We start from the raw sequence: 22219 nt of genomic DNA, 5'->3' as shown, positions 1-22219 counted from the left end.
GTCGCGCACATTGACGTGGATCATGACGGCAGGAGGGTAGGCTATGGGGCGCCGATCCAGCCCGTCACGGTGGCGATCACCGCGCTGACGGTCAGGATGCTGACGGTGGTGGAAATCAGGATCGAGGCCGAGACGCGCTGCGGCGCGATGCCATAGTGCTGGGCCAGGATAAAGACGTTGCCCGCCACCGGCAGCGCGGCGGCAGAGACCGCGACGGCAGCGCGGTAGGCGTCGACCGGGAAGAAGACATAGACGCCCAATCCGACAAAGAGCGGGTGCAGCACAAGTTTGGCGAAACTCAGCCAGGCGGCGATCTGGATGCGCTCGGCGGATTTCGACGCCAGCGAGGCGCCGATGGCAAAAAGCGCGCCCGGCGTGGCGGCATTGCCCAGCGTCGTCAGAAAGCTGTTCGCCGCCTCGGGCACCGGCACCCCGCTGGCGGAGACGGCCAGACCCAGCCCGATGGAGACGATCATCGGATTCTTCAGCAGGCCCAGCAGCAGTTTCCACAGGATGCCCAGACCCATGTGCCCCTCGCGCGCGCCGGTCACCAGCAGCGTCAGCAGCGAGGAAAAGACGATCAGGTCGATGGAGAGGATCAGGATGATCGGCCCCACCGCCTCTTGACCCAGCAGCAGCGCCAGCATCGGCACGCCCAGAAATCCGGTGTTGCCGATGGCGGCGCATTGCGCCTCGATCGAGGCGGTGGGCACGTCCAGCCCGCGCAGGAAGGCCACGGCCATGCCCAGCCCCCAGGTGACGGCGGTGCCCCAGAGATAGGCGCTGGCCAGTCGCGGCTCGAATATCTCGTCAAAGCGCAGGTTGGCCGAGAACCGGAACAGCATCGCCGAGAGGGCAAAGAAAAAGACGAACTTGGTCAGCGCCGCGCTGGCCTCCTCGGAGAAGAACCGCGATTTCGCGGCGCCATAGCCCAGCCCGATCAGGCCGAAGAAGGGCAGTGTCTTGAGGAAGATATCCAGCATGTCGTTGCTGTAGCACGGAGGGCGGCGGGGTCAACGGCGATAGGTTTCACTCCGAAAGGTCTTCGAAGAAAGCTTCGTCAATTTCCTTGATATGCAGGACATCCTTGTCGCGGCACCCCACATTGTACTTGATCATGAGATGCGCCAAGTGGACCCCATCGATCAGGACTATTCGCGACCCCAGATCCTTGACCGTCCGCCGAGCGGATGGAGTGAATTGCGATGTCGTGACAAAGATTCCCTTTGTCGCCTTGTGAATGTTCAGGGCGCCAAAGAAGTCACGAATGTCACCGGCCCCGACGGTGTTGTCGGGGCCGTACCGCTTTGCCTGCAGGTATATCTGATCGACGCCAAGCGGGTCCTGGTCGATGACGCCGTCGATTCCATTGTCGCCGGATCTTCCAAGCGCCCTGCCTGCTTCTTGCGACGTGCCACCGTATCCCATCGCCAGGAACAGCTGGACGATCAGCTCTTCAAAAAACAAAGGGGTCGATTGACGGACCTGATCCAGCAGGCTGGCTGCCAGTGCTGCTTCGAGTTTCTTGTGGGCGGAAAGAAGCGTCTCGTCGGGGGTGTCCTCTTCATCCCGAGAGTCTTGTCGGACCTGTGTATTGTCTTCGGTCCTAGTCCGGGATTTGAAATCCTGGAAATCCTCGAATTGTTCGAGATACGCTGAGTTGATTGTTTGATCAGAGTTCAAAGCCTCTCTGCCGCGCTCGGTCAATTCATACCAGCCGCGTTTGATGTTCCGCACGAGGCCACCCTGTTTCAGGTAGCTGCGTGCCCAATGCACGCGGTTTGCGATGGTGGTTTGTTTTCCACTTGGAAGGCGCTGGGCGCGTTCCTCCGGGGTAAGCTGGAAGCGGTCGGCGATTTCATCCACCACATCGCTGATCTTGCGAGGTTCGTTGCGGGCGCATTCCAGAACGTCGCGCATCAAAGACTGGTAGTCGGGTATCATATCGGGCACCTGAAAAGTCACTTGTGGCAAGACTATTCGCTCTGACCCGGATACGAAAGCCGCAGTCCCGTTGACAGCCATGCCCCTCGCCCCGGATCATGACAGCATGACACCGGGCAAGGCCTTTCTGACGACAGAGGAGATTCGCAGTCTCTCGGCGCGCTCCGACCTTTGGGGCGTGGCGCTGTTGGCGCATTGCTGGGCCTTGATCCTGGGCGCCCTGGCGCTGTTCCTGTGGTGGCCGAACGTGCTGACATTCCTGCTGGCCCTCATGGTGATCGGCTCGCGGCAGCTGGGGCTGGCGATCCTGATGCACGAGGCGGCGCATAACGCGCTGTTCAAGTCGCGCCGCCTGAACGCATTCGCCGGTGTCTGGCTGTGTGGGGCGCCGATTCTGGCGGACCTGGCCAGCTACCGGCATTATCACCTGATGCACCACCGCCATACCCAGACCGAGAAGGACCCTGACCTGCGGCTGTCGAAACCCTTTCCGACCACCCGCGCGTCTTTGCGGCGCAAGCTGATCCGGGACATCACCGGGCAGACCGGCATCAAGCAGCGGTCGGCGCAGGTGATGTTCGCGCTGCGGCTGGTAGGCGAGACAGAGGGCGTGAGCAGTCAGGATCTTGCGCAGGCGTTCCACGGCCCGGTGCTGACCCGTGCGCTGGTGGCGAACGCGGTGCTCTTTGCGGTGTTCTGGGCGCTGGGCGGCTGGTGGCTGTGGTTTGCTCTGTGGCTTTTGCCGCTGCTGACATGGTTCCAGATGGTGCTGCGGATTCGCAATATCGCGGAACATGGTGCGGTCGACTTCTCGGAGGATCCCTTGCGCAATACGCGCACCACGCTGGCTGGCCCGCTGGAACGGCTGTTCCTGGCGCCCTACTGGGTGAATTACCACCTCGAACACCACCTGGTGATGCATGTGCCCGCGCATAACCTGCCGCGCCTGCATGCGATGCTGCGGGACAAGGGGGTGACGGGGCGGATGATGCTGGCGGATGGCTATGCGCAGGTGCTGCGCGATGCCTCGGCCCGGACGGCCTGATCGCCGCATGGGGTACAGACGGCACCAGTTCATGACCCTGCCCGCCGAGGGCCGCGCCGAGCTGTGGCGGCTGGGTGTCGGGCTGGTGCTGATCGTGGTGATCTGGTTCGCCCTGGCGCGCGGCGTGATCGCGGTGCTGGGCAGCCTGATGGAGGGCGACGCCTACCTGACGCTGCTGGACAACCTGCAGAGCGGAGAGACACCGGGCAGCCTGGCGCTGCTGCTGGGGTTGAGCGGGGCGCTGTGGGTGGCCGCGATGGCGGTGGCCGAGATCCTGCACAAGCGGCCGGGGCGCAGTCTGCTGGGTCCCTGGCCGTTGTTCTGGCGCGATTTCCTGCGGGTGACATGGGCGGTGGCGCTGCTGAACGTGGCGCTGTTGCTGTTGCCGCCCTGGGACCTCATGTCATCGACCGGGCCGGGCCTGCCGGTGAACGCCTGGATGCTGTTCCTGCCGGTGACGCTGGTGGTTCTGATTGTCCAGACCGGCGCGGAAGAGGTCTTTTTTCGCGGTTATTTTCAGTCGCAACTGGCGGCGCGGTTCCGGCATCCGTTGATCTGGCTGGGCCTGCCCTCGGTCGTTTTCGGCTTTGGCCACTACATGCCGGGGGTCTATGGCGGCAATGCGCTGCCGATCGCCGCCTGGAGCGCGCTGTTCGGGCTGGCGGCGGCGGACCTGACGGCGCGGGCGGGCAACCTTGGTCCGGCGATGGGGCTGCATTTCGTCAACAACTTCATGGCTTTCGCGGTGACCTCGATGCAGGGCGACATGTCGGGCCTGGCGTTGCGGCAGTTGCCCTTTGGCCCCGGGGACGAGGCGGCGGTGGCGGCGCTCTTGCCGCTGGACCTGGTGCTGATCGGGGTCAGCTGGCTGGCGGCGCGGGTGGCGCTGCGGCTATAGGGCGGCGTCGGGGCGCGGGTTTGCCAGCACAGGGGGCCTGACGCCTTTGGTTGATTGCAATTCCGGGGCGGCTTGCCTATTTCTCGCCCATCCTGAAACCCGCGCGAGCCCTGCATGAACTGGATCACCAACTACGTCCGTCCCCGGATCAACTCGATCTTTTCGCGCCGCGAGGTGCCGGAAAACCTGTGGTCCAAGTGTGACGGCTGCGGCACGATGCTGTTCCACCGCGAGATCAGCGACAACCTGAATGTCTGCACCAACTGCGGACATCACATGCACATCACGCCGCGCGACCGCTTTCTGTCGCTGTTCGACGGCGGTGTGTTCACCGAGGTCGCGGTGCCCGAACCGCTGGCCGACCCGCTGCATTTCCGCGACCAGAAACGCTATCCTGACCGCATGAAGGCCGCCCAGAAGGGCACCGGCGAAAAAGAGGCCATGCTGGTCGCCGCCGGAGAGATCGGGCGCACGCCCATCGTGGCCGCCGCGCAGGACTTCAGCTTTATGGGCGGGTCGATGGGGATGTATGTCGGCAACGCCATCATCGCCGCGGCGGAAGAGGCGGTAAAGCTGGGCCGCCCGCTGGTGCTGTTTTCCGCCGCCGGGGGCGCGCGGATGCAGGAAGGCATTCTGAGCCTGATGCAGATGCCGCGCACGACTGTGGCCGTGCAGATGCTGCGCGAGGCGGGGCTGCCCTATATCGTGGTCCTGACCCATCCGACGACCGGCGGCGTGACCGCCTCTTACGCGATGCTGGGCGACGTGCAGATCGCCGAGCCGAACGCGCTGATCTGTTTTGCCGGGCCGCGTGTGATCGAACAGACGATCCGTGAAAAGCTGCCCGAGGGCTTTCAGCGGGCGGAATACCTGCTGGAACACGGGATGCTGGACCGGGTGACGGACCGCCGCAAGATGCGCGAAGAGCTGATCGTCATCACCCGCATGCTGATGGGACTGCCGCCGGCGACCTGGGGCGACCTGCCCGCACCCGGCCCGGACGATCTGAAGCCCGCCGCCGCCGAGCCGAACGCGGCACTGGACGATTCCGCGGAGTAATCTCCGCCTTTTCGATAGGTTTCACGAAGATGACCGTAGTCGCGCCTGGGTCAGACCAGCTGTTGCAGCGCATGATGACGCTGCATCCCAAGATCATCGACCTGACGCTGGACCGGGTCTGGCAGTTGCTGGAGGCGCTGGACCACCCGGAGGAAAAGCTGCCGCCGGTGATCCACCTGGCGGGCACAAACGGCAAGGGGTCGACCCTGGCCATGCTCCGCGCGGGGATCGAGGCGGCGGGACAGACCTGCCATGCCTATACCTCGCCGCATCTGGCGCGATTTCACGAGCGAATCCGGCTGCGCGGCGAGCTGATTTCCGAACAGGCCCTGACCGAGGTGCTGGACGAATGCGTGACCGCCAACGGCGGCGCGTCGATCACCTATTTCGAGATCACAACCTGCGCCGCCATCCTGGCGATGAGCCGGGTTCCGGCGGATTTCGTCCTGCTGGAAACGGGCCTGGGCGGTCGGCTGGACGCGACCAACGTGGTTGCCCGGCCTGCGGCGACGGTGATCACGCCGATCTCGATGGATCATGAGCAATTCCTGGGCGACACGCTGGCGCGGATCGCGGGGGAAAAGGCCGGGATCCTCAAGCGGGGTGTGCCCTGCGTGGTCGGCCCGCAACCGGACGAGGTGCTGGAGGTGATCGAGGCGCGGGCCGAGGCGCTGGGTGCGCCGCTTTTGGCGCAGGGACAGCAATGGCACGCCTGGGAAGAACGTGGGCGGCTGGTGTTCCAGGACGAAAACGGGCTTTTGGATCTGCCGCTGCCGGTGCTGCCGGGCGCCCACCAGATCGAGAACGCGGGCGCGGCGCTGGCCGTGCTGCGCCAGCTGCAGCTGGGCGAGGCCGCCTATGAAGGCGCCATGGCCCGGGCGGACTGGCCCGCGCGGATGCAACGCCTGCGCAAGGGGCCGCTGGCCGAGATGGCGCCGGAGGCGGAACTTTGGCTGGACGGCGGGCACAACCCGGCGGCGGGCAAGGCGCTGGCCGCGCATCTGGGCGGCCTGCCCGAACGCCCGACCCACCTGATCTGCGGCATGCTGAACACCAAGGATGCGCGCGGGTTCCTGGGGCCTCTGGCGGCGGTGGCCGACAGCCTGACCGCGGTGAACATCCCCGGCGAGGCCAACACGCTGTCGGCCGAGGACACCGCCCGCATGGCCGAGGATGCAGGCCACAGGGCGCGCAGGGCCGAGGATGTGACCACGGCCCTGCGCGCCATCGTCTCGGAAACGTCCGAGGCGCGGGTGCTGATCTGCGGATCGCTTTACCTTGCCGGATCCGTCCTGCGCGGCGGGATGAGCTGACGCCGGGGCACCTGTCGCCCCGGACCAGGCCGAATCAGCATATTGATTCGGCTTGATTTCCCCAGAAAGTTGTAGGCCGCGAATCACTTTGGCTTGACTGATTCGCGGCGCTTTGCCTATATTTGGCTAAGCTGCCACGCCGAAACACACGGGGATGACGTGTTTCGCCGTATCTTGGGGGACATTCGTAATGCTGCACAAAATGCGCCGCGCATTTGCGCTCGGACTCTGCCTGCTTGCTGCGCCCGTGCTTGCCCAGGACGTCAAGATCACACCGGACGCGGCCTATCGGTCGGTCTGGGTCAATGGCGAGAATATCGTGATCGAGCGCATCCAGGATACCTCGCACCGGCTGGAAACCGAATTCACCAAGACCTCGCGGCCCTGTCCCCCGTTCTGCATCCACCCGATTTCCGCCGGCAAGGGCGTGACCACCGTGGGCGAGATCGAGGTGATGGATTTCCTGGAAACCAAGGTGTCCAAGGGGTCGGGCCTGCTGATCGACAGCCGCCTGCCGGAATGGTTCGCCAAGGGCACGATCCCGGGCGCGATCAACGTGCCGTTTTCGACGCTGGAGCCGGAAAACCCCTACCGTGATCAGATCCTTGAGGCGCTGGGCGCGCGCAAGCAGGGCCGCCGCTGGGATTTTTCGAACGCGCTGGATCTGCTGATGTTCTGCAACGGGCCCTGGTGCGACCAGAGCCCGCGCGCGATCCGCAACCTGACCGATGCGGGCTATCCGGCCGAGAAGATCCAGTATTACCGGGGCGGCATGCAGCTGTGGCTGTTGCTGGGCCTGACCGTCAAGGTTCCGGCCTGATGGCCGCGCAAGGAGGAGGGGGCGCCAGATGATCCGGATCATCCTGTTCAGCACCGCATTCGTGGCTGTGACCGCCGCCCTGATCGTGTTCCAGCCCGGCGCCGCGCATATCCGCGACCGGATGGCCGGAGAGCCGGACATGGTGACACGGGCCGCGACGACACCCGATCCGCTGCCCCGTGCGCTGGCCCGGTCGGTCGAGGCGCCGCAGGCGACGGGGCCGGACCCGGCGGGGGATGTGACGGCGGTCCTGTCCGCGCTGGTGCGCGAGGCGCAAAAGCCGACGGCCCCGGCGCCGCAACCGCAATCGGCGAACCCGGCGTTGGCGATTGCCGCTGCGGTCAAGGCCTCGCAGGGGGCGGCGGCAGGCGATCCGGTGGTGGCGACCGCGCTCTTGTCGCAACTGGGCAAGGCCCCGGCGGCGGGGGCCGAGGGGGACGCGCTGATGGCCATGACGCAGGATGTCCTGGCCAACCTGACCGGCGGCGCCAGGGGCGCGGGCGCGCCCCAATCCGGTGATTTGCAGACGCTGGTCGTGCAGGCCCTGCGGCAGGGGCAATCGGATGCCTACCTGGACGCGCTGCTGAACGAGGCGCGCGACAGTGGCCGGATCGCCGTGCCAGAGTCGCTGATCACCTCGGACGGCAAGGTGGACACCACGACCCTGCTGGCGACGCTGGTACAGCGGTCGGTGGGCGCCACGAAGGTTCCGGCGGACAGCGGGCTGGCGGGTGCCGCGCCGGACGTGAAGCGGCCGCGTGCCCGTCCCCTGGCCCGGGCCGAGGTCTACACCGTTCAGCCGGGCGACAGCCTGGCCGCGATTTCCTACCGCTTTTACGGCGACACGATGCAGTACACGGTGATCTATGACGCCAACCGCGACAAGATCACCACCCCAGACAAGATCCGGGCGGGTCAGCAGCTGACCATCCCGGTTTTGTGACCAAGAAGACTACAGGCAAGCAACGAGCATAAGACTGGGGCCGGTTCTGCCGGCCCCTTTTTTTGCCCTTTGTGAACTCTGTGTCAGGTCGACCATTCGGCGGCCTGCATCTCGCGCAGGCGGCTGGCGGTGCGTTCGAATTCGAAACTGCCCTCGCCCTCGACATAGAGCATTTCGGGCTGCGCGGCGGCGGAGGCGATCAGCTTGACCCGGGCCTCGTAGAGCGTGTCGATCAGGGTGACGAAGCGTTTGGCTTCGTTGAAGTTGCGGCGCGAGAGTTGCGGGATGTTCTCGATGATGAGTACCCGCACGCTTTCGGCCAGCTTGAGGTAATCGGCAGGGCCCAGCATTCGCCCGCAGAGGTCAAAGAAAGAGGCCCGCGCGACACCGTTGTGATAGCGCGGCAGGTCCACCTCGCGGCCCTTGACGTGCAGGGTCAGGGTCTCTTCCAGCCCGTGGGTCAGTTCCTCCCACAGGGCGTCGATCTGGCTGCGGGCCTCGGCGTCGGGGGGGGTGAAAAAGACCTGCGCCCCGGCCAGCCGGTCCTGCCGGTGGTCGCGGTCCGAGGCCAGTTCGCGCACCACCATCCGCTCTTTCAGGAAGTCGATGAAGGGCAGGAATAACTGCCGGTTCAGCCCGTCCTTGTAAAGATCGTCCGGCAGCCGGTTGGAGGTGGTGACTACGGTGGTGCCGCCGTCGAACAGCGCCTCGAACAGGCGGCCCACGATCATCGCATCGGCGATGTCGGTGATCTGCATCTCGTCAAAGGCCAGCACGCGGACCGCGTCGCTGATGTCCTTGGCAACCGGCTTGATCGGGTCCTCGGCGCCCTGGCTGCGCAGTTTGTGGATCGCGGCCTGGACCTCTTGCATGAAGGCGTGGAAATGCACCCGGCGCGCGGGCACGTCCAGCGTGTCGACAAAGAGATCCATCAGCATGGATTTGCCCCGGCCGACGCCGCCCCAGAGGTAGAGCCCCTGCGGCGCTTCGATGGTCTTTCTGAAGAAACCGCGCTTGACCGGCTGGGCGAGGTCCGCGCGCAGCCGTTCCAGTTCGGGCAGGACGGCGGTCTGCGCCTCGTCCGGCTTGATCTTTCCCGCCGCGACACGGGATTGGTAGAGGTCTGTGACAGTGGCCATGCCCTCGCATAGCCAATGCGCGGGGCCTTGTGTAGAGGCGCTGTGCGGCTTGTGGGCCAACAGGGGCACATGGCAGGGTCGTTCGACGCAGACAGAGTCAGGGGGAGAGGGAGATGGAGGACGAGGAGCGGCTGGCGGGTGAGCTGAGCGAGGTGCTGCGGCACGTCAAGATGAACCGCTGCGACGGGCTGTCCCTTCTGACCCTTTCGAACCCCTGGTTCCTGACCGATCTGCCCGACGGGCTGGCGCGGCTGGACTGGATCACCTGGCTGGACCTGGAGGGCACGCGGATCACAGACCTGGCGCCACTGGCCAGCCTGACACGGATGGAAAAGCTGGACTTGCGCGGGACGCCGGTCACGGACCTGTCGGCGCTGTCGGGCATGACCCACCTGCGCAACCTGTTCCTGGAAGGGACGGAGGTGGCCGACCTGGCGCCGCTGGCGGCTTGCGGTCGGCTGCGAGAGGTGTGGCTGGACGGCACCCACGTCACCGACCTGGCGCCCCTGGCGCGGTGCCGGGGGCTGCGCCAGCTGTCGATCCGGCGCACCGGGGTCACGGACCTGTCGCCGCTGAAGGGGCTACCAGAGCTTGCGGTGCTGGATCTGACCGGGTCACAGGTGCAGGATCTGCGCCCGGTCCTGGGCCTGCCCGCCCTCTGCGAAGGCGAGGGCGCGGTGGGCATTTCCTTTGAGGACACGCCTGTCGCCCTGCGTGACCGCGCGCTGGCGAGGATCGCCGAGACCGAGGATCCGGAGGTGCGGGCCAGCGACCTTGTCGATCACCTGACCGGGGGCGCGCGCCTGTCCGGCTGGCGCGGCGATGCATAAGGATTTCTGAACCGAACCATCACGCATTCGAGTTTGACGCGCGGCGGCGAACGCGCGACTTCTCTGCCTCTGTGTTCCCGGAGTTTATGTCATGCCCGCCCGCACCCCGCTGTTCAACCCGGTCCTGATCGTCGGCTGCATCATCATCCTGATCAGCTTTGCCATCCGGGCCAGTTTCGGTGTCTTCCAGATCCCGATTGCCGAGGAATTCGGCTGGGCCCGGGCCGAGTTCAGCCTGGCCATCGCGATCCAGAACCTGGCCTGGGGCATCGGCCAGCCGTTGTTCGGCGCCTTTGCCGAGCGGTTGGGCGACCGGGTGGCCATCGTGCTGGGCGCGGTGATGTATGCCATCGGTCTGGTTCTGTCGGGTCTGTCCGCCGATCCGTTTTCACTGCAGGCGCTGGAGGTTCTGGTGGGCTTCGGCATTGCGGGCACGGGCTTTGGCGTGATCCTGGCCGTGGTGGGCCGCGCCTCCAGCGCGGAGAACCGGTCGATGTCGCTGGCCATTGCCACGGCGGCGGGCAGCGCGGGCCAGGTGTTCGGCGCGCCGGTGGCAGAGGCGCTGTTGGGGGTGATGGCCTGGCAGATGGTCTTTTTCGTCTTTGCGGGCGCGATCCTTGCGGTGCTGCTGACACTGCCGCTGATGCGGGCGCCCGTGGCGTCCAAGGCCGAGATCGAGGAGAGCATGGGCGTGATCCTGCGCCGCGCCTTTCGCGACCCATCGTTTTCGCTGATCTTCATCGGGTTTTTCTCCTGTGGCTACCAGCTGGCCTTCATCACCGCGCATTTCCCGGCGCTGGTGACAGAGATGTGCGGGCCGATCGCGGTGGGCGGCACGCTGCATTCGCTGGGGGTGACGACGACCTCGGCGCTGGGGGCGGCCTCGATCGCCCTGATCGGGTTGTTCAACATCGCGGGGACGCTGACCGCGGGCTGGCTGGGCAATCACTTTCCGCGCAAGTACCTGCTGGCGCTGATCTATACCGCGCGCACGGTTGTGGCCGCCGCCTTTATCCTGATGCCGATCACCCCGGGCAGCGTGCTGGTCTTTTCCGCCGTGATGGGCTCGCTCTGGCTGGCGACGGTGCCGCTGACCTCCGGTCTTGTCGCGCATCTTTACGGGCTGCGCTACATGGGCACGCTTTATGGTGTGGTCTTTTTCAGCCACCAGGTCGGCGGGTTCCTTGGCGTCTGGCTGGGTGGGCGGCTGTACGACGTGACCGGCGATTACACGATGGTCTGGTGGATCGGCGTGGGTGTCGGCGCGCTGAGCGCCTTGGTGCATCTGCCGATCCGCGAGACCCGGGTCGCCGTGCCCGTGGCGGCCTGAGGCAGGGGGGCGCTGCCCCCCGGCTCTGCGAGCCTCCCCCCGGAGGTATTTTCAGCCCAAAGAAACACGGGACGGTCAGAGGGTGAGCGCGCGGGCGAGGTCTTTCGTGTGCGTGTAGGTCAGCCCGTGGCCGGCGCCGTCGATGACCTCTTGCCGGGCGGTGCGGTTCCACTGGGTCAGGGTGCCCAGGGCGCGCAGCGGGATCACCCGGTCCTCGCGGCCCCAGATGGCGGTGACGGGGATGTTGGTCCTGGCGATGGCGCGGTGTTCGCCTTCGAGCGGGTGACGCAGGACGCCGCGCAGGGAGGACAGCACCGACCGCAGAAAGCCGCGCCGGTCCAGCTGGGCTTGTTGCAGCTCCGTGATGCCCTGGACCGAGGAGGGCCGGGCGCGCTCTGCCTCGATCCCTGCGCGCAACTGGCGGGGATAGCCCATGTGGAACAGCCAGTCGCCCAGGACGGGCACGCCGGTGGTGAGCCGGGCAATCGGCCCGAGGTCATGGCCCATGCCGGCGGGCGCCACCAGCACCAGCCGGTGCACCCGGTCCGGATGCGCCGCGGCAAAGCAGGTGGCGATGGCGCCGCCCATCGAGTAGCCGATCAGGGTGACGGGCACGTCGATCCCCTGGTGCTCCAGCAGGTCCACGAGTTGCCGGGTGAAGAAGGCGCCGGTCTGGCGGCCGCGTGGCGCGTCGGAAAAGCCGCGCCCGTAGAGATCGTAGCTGAGCACCTGTGCCCCGGCGTTTGTGAGATGCGGGATCAACCCGCGCCAGACGAAGGAAGGGGTGGTCAGGCCGTGGACGCAGACCACGACGGGGGCATTCTCGGGGCCGGACCACTGGTAATGGGTGCGGCCCTGCGGGAGATCGGCGAACTCCCCGGGGGCCCGGGTCTGCAGCTCTGCGGGCTGTGTGCGGCGGATTTCGCGCCAGGCGGGCAGGGCGGCGGCGCCGAGGGCAGCAAGTGCCATCGCGCCGCCGATCAGGGTCATGCGGCCTGCCAGGCGTCGAGGATATAGCGCGCGCACATCAGGTCGAGATGGGCGCCGCCGCCGTTCTTGAACAGGGTGATCTCGTCCTCCGTGCGGCGGTGAAAGAGCTCTGGCGCATAGTAGTCGGCGACGATGTCATGGCCGGTGATCAGCCCGTTGGTGAAGGGGATCTTGAGTTCGCCGATATGGGCCAGCGTGGTGTCATAACTGTCCACGAACAGCCGGGCGCGGGTGATGGCGGTGTCGTCGGCCTCGCGCATGTCGGGGCGGTAGGCGCCGATCAGGTCGATGTGCTGGCCGGGGCGGAACCAGTCGCCCTTCAGCAGGGGATCGGTGCTCATGGTGGCCGAGGTGACGATGTCGGCGGCGCCCACCGCCTGTTCCAGGTCCTCGGCCCAGGCGATGCCGCGTTCTTCGGCAAAGGCGCGGGCCTTTTCCGGGGTGCGGTTCCAGACCGTGAATTCCGCCTCGGGGAAGCCGGCGGAATAGGCCTGATGCAGCGAGGCGCCCACGGTGCCGGCGCCGACGATCAGGATCTTGCGGCTGTCGGGGCGAGCCAGTTTCAGCGCGGCGGTCAGGCTGTCTCCGGCGGTCTTCCACTTGGTCACCAGGTGAAAATCCACCACGGCGCTCAGGCTGCCGTCCGCGTCGTCGAAGAGGTTCACCGCGCCGCCGATCATCGGCTTGCCCTTGTCCGGGTTGCCGGGAAAGACCGTGGCCGCCTTGACCGCGATCCCCAGCCCGTCGATCCAGGCCGAGCGGTTCAGCAGCGTGTCCTTGTCCCGGTAGAGGAAGACATCCTCGATTTCCGCCTTGGGGCGCTGGTGGCCCGCGTCGAAGGCCCGGGCAAGCCCCAGCCAGTCGAGGTTTTTCTCGCCCTCGTCGAAGGGAATGATGGTGGTCATTGCGCCTCGCTTTGTGTCAGCAGCCCTTCGGCGACGAGCCTTTCCGCCCAGCCGTCGGGGCCTGTGAAGTGATGGGTGTGCCAGCCGCGCGCGGCGGCGGCGGCGATGTTGTCGGCCCGGTCGTCGGTAAAGAGCAGCGCCGCGCCCGGAAGGCCAAGCCGGGCCTCGACCTGTTCATAGATCTCCGCTTCGGGCTTGATGACGCCCATGTGGCCGCTGACGAAAGCATGATCGAATTCGTTCAGGAAGTCATAGGCGGGGGTGGCGATGTCCCAGGTGCCGATGCCGAAGTTGGTCAGCGCGTGAACCGGTGTGCCCTTTGCCTTCAGCGCCCGCATCACGCGGACCGAGCGGGGAATGGCGGGTTTTGCCATTTCCAGCCAGTCGTCGTGCCAGAGGCGGATTTCATCGCCCCATTCCGGGGTCTTTTCGGCCCAGTCATAGACCGTGCCGCGAAAGTCGCCGCCCCGGTCGATCACGTCGTTCATGCCGTGCAGGTCGAGCTGGGCGAACATGGCGCGGCGGCGCGCCTCGCCGATGCGGGCGTCGTAGTAGCGTTCGGGCTGCCATTCGATCAGCACGTTGCCGATGTCGAAGATCACCGCCTCGATGGTCATTTTGCCTCTTTTCCTGCCTGCCGGACGGCCCGTTCCAATGCGTCGAGGAAACGGCTGCGGTCGGATTTTGTAAACCCCTTGCCAGAGCCCTGTCGAAAGGGATCGGCGGCGCGCAGGTCGCTCATCAGGTCGCGCATCGCCAGTTGCGCGCCGATATTGGCCGGCGTCAGGGCAGAGCCGTCCGGGCGCAGCACCAGGGCGCCCGCCTCGACGCATTTGGCCGCAAGGGGGATGTCATTGGTGATGACCACATCGCCCGGGCCGGACCGGTCTGCGATCCACTTGTCGGCCTCGTCGGGGCCGTCGGGGACGATCTGAAGGTTGACCAGCGGATTGCGCGAGGGGCGCAGCCCGCCGTTGGCCACCAGCACCATCGGCAGCTTGTGCCGGGTGGCGACGGTTTCGGCCTCTGCCTTGACCGGGCAGGCGTCGGCGTCGATGTAAAGCGTCATCGCGCGATTCCGCCCGGCAGGAGGTCCCGGCGCGGGGCCGGGACGGGGTCAGGCATGGAGCGCCTCGGAGTGGAAGGCAATGTGGTCTTCCATGAAGGTCGAGACGAAGAAATAGCTGTGGTCATAGCCTTTCTGCATCCGGAACACGCCGTCCTGACGACGCGCGGCCATCGCTTCGGCTAGGCATTCGGGTTTCAGCAGGTCGAGGAACTGGTCATCGCCGCCCTGGTCGATCAGCACCGGCCCGTCGAACCCCTTGTCCCGCATCAGCAGGGTCGAGTCATGCGGCGCCCAGGTGGTTTCATCCGCGCCCAGGTAGGCGCCCAGCTGCTTGCGGCCCCAGTCGCTGGCGGTGGGATGGGCGATCGGCGCAAAACCCGAGACGCTGGCGAAACGGCCCGGCAGGCCCATCGCAAGGGTCAGCGCGCCATGCCCGCCCATCGAATGCCCGGTGATCGCCTGCCGGCCCATGTCTAGGGCGAAATTCGCGCCGACCAGCGCGGGCAGTTCCTCTGCCAGGTAGTCCCACATGTTGAAATGCGGCGCCCAGGGGGCCTCTGTCGCGTTGACGTAGAACCCGGCGCCCTTGCCCAGGTCATAGGCCTCGTCGTCGGCCACGTCCTCGCCCCGGGGCGAGGTGTCGGGAAAGATCAGGGCCAGCCCGTGTTCGGCGGCCCAACCCTGCGCGCCCGCCTTGACCATCGCGTTTTCATGCGTGCAGGTCAGCCCCGAGAGATACCACAGCACGGGCACCGGCACATGTGCCGCCTCTTCCGGCAGGAACAGGCCAAAGGTCATGTCACATTTGCAGGCGTCGGAGGCATGCGTGTAAACGCCCTGAGTTCCGCCAAAGCATTTGTTTTCGGATACGGTCTTCATCGTGTCTCCCAGCGCGCCCGCCGGGGGCGCTTGTCATGTTCCGTAGCGTGCCATGAAGGTTTCGACGGCACCATCCACGACTCGTGCGATGTCGTCATCGCTGAAACTGGACTGAATGCCAAATATGATCTTGGGCCAGAGGTCCGCCTTGCAGAGCTCTGCGAACTGGTCCGAGGCCAGCGTCATGTCGTCGATCTTCAGCTCGCCCCGGTCGCAGGCGGCGGTCAGGTAATCGGTCATCACGCGGCGCATGATCATCGGCCCGCTCTGGTAGAACTGGCGGCCCAGTTCCGGAAAGCGGTCGGATTCGGCGACGCAGATCCGGAAGATCCGCTGCCCCATGTCCGAGTAGAGAAAGCCCAGGAACTTGCGCCCGGCGCGGGCAAGAACCTCACGCGGGGGGCGGGTGAGATCCATCGTCAGCAGGGCCTGGTCGGCCTGGTTGCGGCACTGGGCGCTGGCCACCTCGATGAAGAGCAGGCGCTTGTCGGGGAAATAGCTGTAGAGCGTCGCCTTGGAGACGCCTGCCTCGCGCGCGATGTCGTCGACGCTGGCGCCTTCGAAGCCGTCCCGCAAAAAGATCTCACGCGCGCCATCGACCACCTGGTCGAACTTGCGCCCTTTCCGGACCGCCGGTTGTGTGTTCATTGCGCCCCTCACTTTCGCGGCTCGATTATAGACTGCCCGGTTCAGTTTGGGCAAGGAAAGCGCGGGGTCACTTGCAGACCTGTTGTGACGCGCAGCCCTGCGAGGACACATCGGGGTGCGGCTGTGGCGCCGGGAAGGTGAGGTCGGGCAGGAAGACCGGCCCGACATCGGCCAGCGCGGGACCGGTAACAAGCGCAGCGGCAGCGGCGAGCGGAAGGAGGATGCGTTTCATGACTGGCTCCATCTCAAAAACGAACTGAACGGTTCAGATAAATAAACTATACGGTTCAGTTTGATTTGCAAGAGGGCGTATCGAATGCGGCAGATTGGCCAAGGGCAGGACTCCCCCCTTGCGCTCGGCGGAAAGCTGAATACTGTTTAGAATAATTCTAAAAAGGGACTTCACATGCTTTACATGGGAAATCGTCGGCGGTTCCGTGACCTCTCTGAACAGGAGGTGCTGGCGCTTGCCATCTCCTCGGAAGAGGACGACGCCAGAATTTATCGCAGCTTTGCCGAACGCCTGCGGGCCGACTTTCCGGACACGGCGGCGATCTTCGACGGCATGGCCGAGGAGGAAGACAGCCATCGCCGCGCCCTGATCGACCTGCACAGGGAGCGGTTCGGAGACGTGATCCCGCTGATCCGCCGCGAACACGTGGCCGGGTATTATGCCCGCCGCCCCGTCTGGTTGACCGAGAACCTGTCGCTGGAGCGTATCCGCGACGAGGCTGCCAGCATGGAACGCCAGGCCGAACGGTTTTACCACATGGCGGCACAGAACGCGCAGGATGCGGACACCCGCAAGCTGCTGGGCGATCTCGCCGCGATGGAGGCAAAGCACGAAGACACGGCGAACCAGCTGGAACAGGAACACCTGGGCGACGCGTCCCGCGACGAGGAAGACGACCGCGCCAAGCGGCAATTCCTGCTGACCTGGGTGCAGCCGGGGCTGGCCGGGTTGATGGACGGGTCGGTCTCGACCCTGGCGCCGATCTTTGCCACCGCCTTTGCCACGCATGATCCCTGGACGACCTTCCTGGTCGGGCTTGCCGCCTCGGTCGGGGCGGGCATCTCGATGGGCTTTACCGAGGCCGCCTCGGACGATGGCGAATTGTCGGGCCGCGGGTCGCCGACGAAACGCGGCTTTGCCTCTGGCGTGATGACCACGGTGGGCGGGCTGGGCCATGCGCTGCCCTACCTGATCCCGCATTTCTGGACTGCGACGACCATCGCCCTGATCGTGGTCTTTATCGAGCTTTGGGCCATTGCCTGGATCCAGAACAAGTTCATGGAGACGCCGTTCCTGCGCGCCACCTTCCAGGTGGTGCTGGGCGGGGCCTTGGTCTTTGCCGCCGGGGCCCTGATCGGGTCCGGGTGACGAGGGATCGGGACGGTGGGTCGCCGCTCTTTCAGCAAGCTGAAATTCGCCCCGCCCGCCGTCCCACCGGCCCCTTGTCCCAAGGGAAATGCTGGTTGAGCATTTCGTCAGAGAAGACCCCGCTTTTGTTTTGTCTCTCTGAAAATATTCGAAAACCGCGGCCTGCCATCGGGGCCTAAAGTGGTATACCAAGTGGCGCTTGACGCTTGTGCCGCTTTCAGGGCTTGGTTATTCCAAGAAAAACCCATTTCACGGGAGGAGCCAAGCCCATGCTCAAGCGTCCATTCGACAAGACCAAACTGCCCAGCCGCCATGTCACCGAGGGCCCGGCGCGCGCACCGCATCGGTCGTTCCTATATGCGATGGGGCTGAGCGAGGACGAGATTCACCAGCCGCTGGTCGGCGTGGCGACCTGCTGGAACGAGGCCGCGCCCTGCAACATCGCGCTGAACCGGCAGGCGCAGGCGGTCAAGCTGGGCGTCAAGGAAGCAAGTGGCACCCCGCGCGAGTTCACCACCATCACCGTGACCGACGGGATCGCGATGGGCCATGAGGGGATGCGTGCCTCGCTGGCCAGCCGCGAGGCTATCGCGGACACGGTGGAACTGACCATGCGCGGGCATTGCTATGATGCCATCGTCGGCCTGGCGGGCTGCGACAAGTCGCTGCCCGGGATGATGATGGCAATGGTGCGCCTGAACGTGCCGTCCGTCTTCATTTATGGCGGGTCGATCATGCCGGGCCGGTACAAGGGCAAGGACATCACCGTCCAGGATGTTTTCGAGGCCGTGGGCAAGCACCAGGCCGGCGCGAACAGCGATGAGGAACTGCGCGCCATCGAGAAGGCGGCCTGCCCCTCGGCCGGGGCCTGTGGCGGCCAGTTCACCGCCAACACGATGGCCTGTGTGTCCGAGGCGATCGGCCTGGCGCTGATGAATTCCTCGGGCGCGCCTGCGCCGTATGAAAGCCGCGACGCCTATGGCACCGCCTCTGGCATCGCCGCGATGCACCTGCTGGAACAGAACATCCGCGCGCGCGACATCGTCACCCGCAAGGCGCTGGAGAACGCCGCGCGTGTCGTCGCCTGCACCGGCGGGTCGACCAATGCCGGTCTGCACCTGCCCGCCATCGCGCATGAGGCGGGGTTGGAGTTCTTCCTGGACGATGTCTGCGAGATCTTCCGCGATACGCCTTACTTCGTCGACCTCAAGCCGGGCGGAAACTACGTCGCCAAGGATCTTTACGAGGCGGGCGGCGTGCCGGTGGTGATGAAGGAACTGCGCAAGGCGGGCCTGATCCACGAGGACTGCATGACCGCCAGCGGGCGTGCCATCGGGGAAGAGCTGGACCTGATCGAGCGCGAGGCCGACGGCAAGGTGATTTATCCGATCGAGACCCCGATCACCAAGACCGGTGGTGTCGTGGGCCTGAAGGGCAACCTTGCCCCGCAGGGCGCCATCGTCAAGGTCGCGGGCATCGCGGCGGAGGACCAGGTCTTTACCGGCCCGGCGCGCGTGTTCGAATGCGAAGAGGATGCCTTTGAGGCGGTCAAGATGCGCGGCTACAAGGAAGGCGAGGTCATCGTGATCCGCAACGAGGGCCCCGCTGGCGGCCCCGGCATGCGCGAGATGCTGGCCACCACGGCGGCGCTTTCGGGTCAGGGCATGGGCAAGAAGGTGGCCTTGATCACCGATGGCCGGTTCTCGGGTGCGACGCGCGGCTTTTGCGTGGGCCACGTGGGCCCCGAGGCGGCGCATGGCGGCCCGATCGCGCTGGTGCAGACCGGCGACGAGATCACCATCGACGCGGTGAACGGGGTCATCTCCGTCGACCTGACGGACGAGGAACTGGCCGCCCGCAAGGAGGCCTGGACAGGTCCCAGGGAGACGATCTACGCCTCCGGCTCGCTGTGGAAATACGCGCAACTGGTGGGCGAGACCTACAAGGGCGCGGTCACGCATCCCGGCGGTGCCGCCGAGAAACACGTCTACGCGGATCTCTGACCCGGTGGCGGCGCGCAGGCTGTTGATGTGCGCCGCCGGCGCGCTGGTCCTGGCGGGGTGCCTGAACACCCTGCCGCAGTCGACCCCCGATGGTGCCGATGCCGAGGCGCGCGCGGGCCTTGCGGCCTTTTTCGCCGGGGCAGGCGGGCCGCGTCGGGCGCCGCTGGCCAAGGCCAGCCTGGCGGGGGGCGACGTGGTGGTTGCCGGCCCCGATGGCTATTGCCTGGACCCGGACACCAAGCGCGCCGGGCCGGAACGTGGGTTCGCCGTGATCGCCTCTTGCCATATCCTCAGCGGCGGTCGGGCGGGGCGCCCGGTGGCACCTGTGCTGGTCACGGTCACGGTGGGGCCGCGCGGCGATACCACGGACCTGCCCACCCCGCAGGTGCTGGCGCAGGCGGCGGGGTCCGAGCTGCTGGATGGGGACACCCGGAGGAGCCGGGTCACGGCGCATCTGGCCAGCGGCGGCGACAGGATGTTCGAGGGCAGCGACCCGCGCTATTGGCGGGCGGCCTTCCTGCAGGGCGGACGGCTGGTGGGGCTGGCGCTTTACGCCCCGCGCGGCAGCGCGCTGGCGGGCGACAGGGGCGAGGCCATGTTGGGACGTGTGAGGGACAATATTGCACGTCTCAGCCCGAAGGCGGCCGGTACTGCACGGCCAAAACCGGCAAAGGGCGTGCTGGGGCGTTTATTCAATCGTTAGGATTTGCCAGAATAGTTTCCGATACGGAAACCATTCCCCGTGACCATCGCGGATTGGCGTGACAGGTCTGGGGTGAAAGAGAACACGGGGGCGACAGTGCAGGACTGGTTGGGCCGGGCAGGCTATGCCGCCATGCTGCGGCGCTGGACACGGCTGGCGCGTGCCGCGGCCGGGATGGATCTGGCCGAATTACGCCGCCAGCGGACACAGGCGCGGCGCTTGCGGTCGCGTCTGGACGAGGTCCTGCATGTCGCGGATGCGCGGCTGGCGCTGCCGCAGGTCGGCAACCAGTCCTTTCCGCGCCCCAGGGACTCGGACTGGGCCTGGCGCCCCGAGATCTGGAGCGGACCCTTGCCGGTTCAGGGCATCGCCGAGGTCCAGAGCAAGACCCGGCTGGGACAGGAGGCACGCCTGTTCCACGACTGCCCGCGCTCCGAGATGACGATGCGCCAGGTTCGCAACCGGCGCGCCGCCGATCTGGCCGCCTTTGGGCTGCAACTGGATGTCTTCGGTTTTTCAGGGTCTTACCTGTCGCTGGCGGTGGAACTGCCAGAGGCGGCGGCACAGGGGCTGACGAAACAGCACCTGATGCGGGTGGATACCATCGTCGAGATGGAGCGCCCGTTGGAAATCTTTGCCCGGCTGAACATCAAGCACGGGCCGAATACCGAACAGGTGGTCCGCGAATTGCCGCTGAACGCCGAGACCGTGCAGGTGGAATTCGACCTTGCCTATTCCCGCCTGAACGAAAAACGGGTCGAGAAGATCTGGCTGGACCTGATCTTTGAAGGGCCGCGGATGAACCAGGTCACCCTGCACGACCTGACTTTCAGCCGCCGTCGCAGGGCGGCGCTGTGACTGCCGGAGGGGCCAAGCCATGAGCATGTTCACATTGACCAAGACCCGGTTCCGAGACGGCCTGTGGGAGGGGCTGCTGGTGCGACAGGGGGCCGAACAGGCGCCCGAGATCCTGGCCAGCTTCGAGGATCGCCCGATCCACGGCGTCACCCTGACCGACACCGCCGAGGCGGGCCGCTGGGTTGTCGAGGTGCCGGTCCCGGTCGAGGCGCTGGGCGACGGGGTCAGCACCGTCCTGATCCGCGATGCGCGCGACGACACGGTGCTGGACAGTTTTACCCTGATCGCGGGAGAGGCGCTGGCAGAGGACATCCGCGCCGAGGTTGCGTTGTTGCGCGCCGAACTGGATCTTTTGAAACGCGCCTTTCGCAAACATTGCCGCGATACCGGTTGACCTGACGTCGGGTTCCGAGGGGCGATTGACCTTCGCCGCAGGCAGGTCCAGTGTTGCGACATCCCCGAAGGAGCCCCCATGTCCCCGCTGCGTGGCATCGCGCTGAAGCTGACCTCTGTTGTCCTGTTCACCATCATGGCCTCGCTCATCAAGGCGAGTTCCGCCCATGTGCCGACGGGCGAAGCGGTGTTTTTCCGTTCGTTTTTTGCCATGCCGGTGATCGTTGCCTGGCTGGCCATGCGCGGCGATCTCAAGACCGGGCTGAAGGCGAAGCACCCGGTGCTGCATGTCTGGCGTGGGTTGATCGGCGTGACGGCAATGGGCTGCGGTTTCGCCGCGTTGGGATTGCTGCCCTTGCCAGAGGTCACGGCGCTGGGCTTTGCCGCACCGATGCTGACGGTGCTTCTGGCCGCGCTGCTGCTGGGAGAGCGGCTGCGCCTGTTCCGCCTGTCGGCGGTCGTGCTGGGGCTGGTCGGTGTCTGCATCGTGCTTTGGCCCCGCCTGACGCTGGACGACGTGGACGATGCGGCCATGCTGGGGGTCGCCCTGGTGCTGACCTCTGCGGTGATGCGGGCGCTGGCGCAGATCCAGATCCGGCGCATGGTTGCGGTCGAGGAGACATCGGCCATCGTGTTCTATTTCTCGCTGACGGCGACGGGATTTTCCCTGCTGACACTGCCTTTTGGCTGGGTGATGCCGGAGGCGCATGTGCTGGCGATGCTGGTCGGGGCAGGGCTGATCGGCGGGGTCGCACAGATCTTTATCACCTCGGCCTATCGTTTCGCCGGGGCGGCGGTTGTGGCGCCCTTTGACTATGCCTCGATCCTTTTCGCGATCCTGTTCGGCTATTTCTTCTTTGACGAGGTGCCGACGGTGATGGTGCTGGTCGGCTCGGCCATCGTGATTGCGGCGGGCGGGATCATCATCTGGCGCGAACGCCAGCTGGGCATCCAGCGCGGCAAGGCCCGCCCCAACATGACCCCACAGGGGTGAGGCGCGGTCCGGGCGTAGCCCGGCAAACTCTCCAGTGGAGAGTTTGAGCGCCGAACGGGCGGAGCCTTGGCAAAT

24 protein-coding genes are annotated in these 22219 nt (G+C 66.1%); 14 read left to right on the top strand and 10 right to left on the bottom strand.

From position 1 onward, the window contains the following. Nucleotides 1-41 precede the first annotated feature (41 nt). Nucleotides 42-983 carry an AEC family transporter gene (locus KZZ07_RS01995; protein ID WP_219511906.1) on the bottom strand — a complete coding sequence of 314 codons (942 nt, stop codon included), beginning with the start codon at nucleotides 981-983 and terminating at the stop codon, nucleotides 42-44. 46 nt (nucleotides 984-1029) lie between these two features. Then, a complete protein-coding gene (locus KZZ07_RS01990) occupies nucleotides 1030-1944 on the bottom strand; it encodes a restriction endonuclease (RefSeq protein ID WP_219511904.1) in 915 nt (304 codons plus the stop codon). A 106-nt stretch (nucleotides 1945-2050) separates the two neighbouring features. On the opposite strand from KZZ07_RS01990, the gene KZZ07_RS01985 reads away from it, so the two are divergent. From KZZ07_RS01985 to KZZ07_RS01960, 6 genes are all read left to right on the top strand, one after another. Next, on the top strand, nucleotides 2051-2989 hold the full coding sequence (locus tag KZZ07_RS01985) for a fatty acid desaturase family protein (RefSeq protein ID WP_219511902.1): 939 nt from the start codon (nucleotides 2051-2053) through the stop codon (nucleotides 2987-2989). A 7-nt stretch (nucleotides 2990-2996) separates the two neighbouring features. Further along, on the top strand, nucleotides 2997-3887 hold the full coding sequence (locus tag KZZ07_RS01980; RefSeq protein ID WP_219511900.1) for a CPBP family intramembrane glutamic endopeptidase: 891 nt from the start codon (nucleotides 2997-2999) through the stop codon (nucleotides 3885-3887). A gap of 114 nt (nucleotides 3888-4001) precedes the next feature. Then, entirely contained in the window at nucleotides 4002-4946 is a 945-nt protein-coding gene (accD, locus tag KZZ07_RS01975; protein ID WP_219511899.1) for an acetyl-CoA carboxylase, carboxyltransferase subunit beta, read from the top strand. A 29-nt stretch (nucleotides 4947-4975) separates the two neighbouring features. Then, nucleotides 4976-6259 (top strand): bifunctional folylpolyglutamate synthase/dihydrofolate synthase, encoded by a 1284-nt coding sequence (locus KZZ07_RS01970; RefSeq protein ID WP_219511897.1) that lies wholly within the window; start codon nucleotides 4976-4978, stop codon nucleotides 6257-6259. Nucleotides 6260-6449: 190 nt separating this feature from the next. Continuing rightward, on the top strand, nucleotides 6450-7079 hold the full coding sequence (locus tag KZZ07_RS01965; protein WP_219511895.1) for a rhodanese-like domain-containing protein: 630 nt from the start codon (nucleotides 6450-6452) through the stop codon (nucleotides 7077-7079). Nucleotides 7080-7107: 28 nt separating this feature from the next. After that, entirely contained in the window at nucleotides 7108-8022 is a 915-nt protein-coding gene (locus tag KZZ07_RS01960) for a LysM peptidoglycan-binding domain-containing protein (protein ID WP_219511893.1), read from the top strand. A gap of 83 nt (nucleotides 8023-8105) precedes the next feature. Here the strand turns inward: KZZ07_RS01960 and zapE are convergent, their stop codons facing one another. Then, a complete protein-coding gene (zapE, locus tag KZZ07_RS01955) occupies nucleotides 8106-9161 on the bottom strand; it encodes a cell division protein ZapE (RefSeq protein WP_219511892.1) in 1056 nt (351 codons plus the stop codon). 113 nt (nucleotides 9162-9274) lie between these two features. Between zapE and KZZ07_RS01950 the strand changes: the two genes are divergently transcribed. Beyond that, the gene (locus KZZ07_RS01950; RefSeq protein ID WP_219511890.1) at nucleotides 9275-9991 is read left to right on the top strand and encodes a leucine-rich repeat domain-containing protein; all 717 of its coding nucleotides are present in this window, start codon (nucleotides 9275-9277) and stop codon (nucleotides 9989-9991) included. Nucleotides 9992-10082: 91 nt separating this feature from the next. After that, a complete protein-coding gene (locus tag KZZ07_RS01945; protein WP_219511888.1) occupies nucleotides 10083-11321 on the top strand; it encodes an MFS transporter in 1239 nt (412 codons plus the stop codon). Between the two features lie 75 nt (nucleotides 11322-11396). Here KZZ07_RS01945 and KZZ07_RS01940 read toward each other — a convergent pair whose 3' ends face one another. The 7 genes from KZZ07_RS01940 to KZZ07_RS01910 all read right to left on the bottom strand — a co-directional run bounded on the left by KZZ07_RS01940 (nucleotide 11397) and on the right by KZZ07_RS01910 (nucleotide 16044). Continuing rightward, nucleotides 11397-12311 carry an alpha/beta fold hydrolase gene (locus KZZ07_RS01940; RefSeq protein WP_219511887.1) on the bottom strand — a complete coding sequence of 305 codons (915 nt, stop codon included), beginning with the start codon at nucleotides 12309-12311 and terminating at the stop codon, nucleotides 11397-11399. Next, nucleotides 12308-13216 carry an ornithine cyclodeaminase family protein gene (locus tag KZZ07_RS01935; protein WP_219511885.1) on the bottom strand — a complete coding sequence of 303 codons (909 nt, stop codon included), beginning with the start codon at nucleotides 13214-13216 and terminating at the stop codon, nucleotides 12308-12310. Before KZZ07_RS01935 ends, KZZ07_RS01940 begins: the two co-directional genes overlap by 4 nt. Next, on the bottom strand, nucleotides 13213-13833 hold the full coding sequence (locus tag KZZ07_RS01930; RefSeq protein WP_219511883.1) for an HAD family hydrolase: 621 nt from the start codon (nucleotides 13831-13833) through the stop codon (nucleotides 13213-13215). Before KZZ07_RS01930 ends, KZZ07_RS01935 begins: the two co-directional genes overlap by 4 nt. Further along, nucleotides 13830-14285: a YaiI/YqxD family protein gene (locus KZZ07_RS01925; RefSeq protein ID WP_219511881.1), complete on the bottom strand. Its 456-nt coding sequence runs from the start codon at nucleotides 14283-14285 to the stop codon at nucleotides 13830-13832. Before KZZ07_RS01925 ends, KZZ07_RS01930 begins: the two co-directional genes overlap by 4 nt. Nucleotides 14286-14333: 48 nt before the next feature. Beyond that, a complete protein-coding gene (gene fghA, locus KZZ07_RS01920; protein ID WP_219511879.1) occupies nucleotides 14334-15164 on the bottom strand; it encodes an S-formylglutathione hydrolase in 831 nt (276 codons plus the stop codon). A gap of 33 nt (nucleotides 15165-15197) precedes the next feature. Continuing rightward, a complete protein-coding gene (locus tag KZZ07_RS01915) occupies nucleotides 15198-15812 on the bottom strand; it encodes a TetR/AcrR family transcriptional regulator (protein ID WP_219511877.1) in 615 nt (204 codons plus the stop codon). Between the two features lie 67 nt (nucleotides 15813-15879). Further along, nucleotides 15880-16044 carry a hypothetical protein gene (locus tag KZZ07_RS01910; protein ID WP_219511875.1) on the bottom strand — a complete coding sequence of 55 codons (165 nt, stop codon included), beginning with the start codon at nucleotides 16042-16044 and terminating at the stop codon, nucleotides 15880-15882. Between the two features lie 174 nt (nucleotides 16045-16218). Here KZZ07_RS01910 and mbfA point away from each other — a divergent pair, with 174 nt between their 5' ends. The 6 genes from mbfA (at nucleotide 16219) to KZZ07_RS01880 (ending at nucleotide 22144) form a co-directional block, all read left to right on the top strand. Further along, nucleotides 16219-17193, top strand: a complete 975-nt coding sequence (gene mbfA / locus KZZ07_RS01905; RefSeq protein ID WP_219511873.1) for an iron exporter MbfA — start codon at nucleotides 16219-16221, stop codon at nucleotides 17191-17193. A gap of 269 nt (nucleotides 17194-17462) precedes the next feature. Beyond that, nucleotides 17463-19196 carry a dihydroxy-acid dehydratase gene (ilvD, locus tag KZZ07_RS01900; protein ID WP_219511871.1) on the top strand — a complete coding sequence of 578 codons (1734 nt, stop codon included), beginning with the start codon at nucleotides 17463-17465 and terminating at the stop codon, nucleotides 19194-19196. A gap of 25 nt (nucleotides 19197-19221) precedes the next feature. Next, the gene (locus KZZ07_RS01895; RefSeq protein WP_219511869.1) at nucleotides 19222-19899 is read left to right on the top strand and encodes a dihydroxy-acid dehydratase; all 678 of its coding nucleotides are present in this window, start codon (nucleotides 19222-19224) and stop codon (nucleotides 19897-19899) included. Nucleotides 19900-19971: 72 nt separating this feature from the next. Further along, on the top strand, nucleotides 19972-20757 hold the full coding sequence (locus tag KZZ07_RS01890) for a DUF6478 family protein (protein ID WP_370631053.1): 786 nt from the start codon (nucleotides 19972-19974) through the stop codon (nucleotides 20755-20757). A 19-nt stretch (nucleotides 20758-20776) separates the two neighbouring features. Next, entirely contained in the window at nucleotides 20777-21151 is a 375-nt protein-coding gene (locus tag KZZ07_RS01885; protein ID WP_219511867.1) for a hypothetical protein, read from the top strand. Between the two features lie 78 nt (nucleotides 21152-21229). Continuing rightward, complete coding sequence (locus KZZ07_RS01880) at nucleotides 21230-22144, top strand: DMT family transporter (RefSeq protein WP_219511865.1); 915 nt, start codon at nucleotides 21230-21232, stop codon at nucleotides 22142-22144. Nucleotides 22145-22219: the final 75 nt, after the last annotated feature.

Source organism: Mameliella sp. CS4 (assembly GCF_019392335.1).
Classification (GTDB): domain Bacteria; phylum Pseudomonadota; class Alphaproteobacteria; order Rhodobacterales; family Rhodobacteraceae; genus Antarctobacter.
Note: the sequence above shows the minus strand (reverse complement) of the source record. Positions and strands in the feature narration are given on the sequence as shown.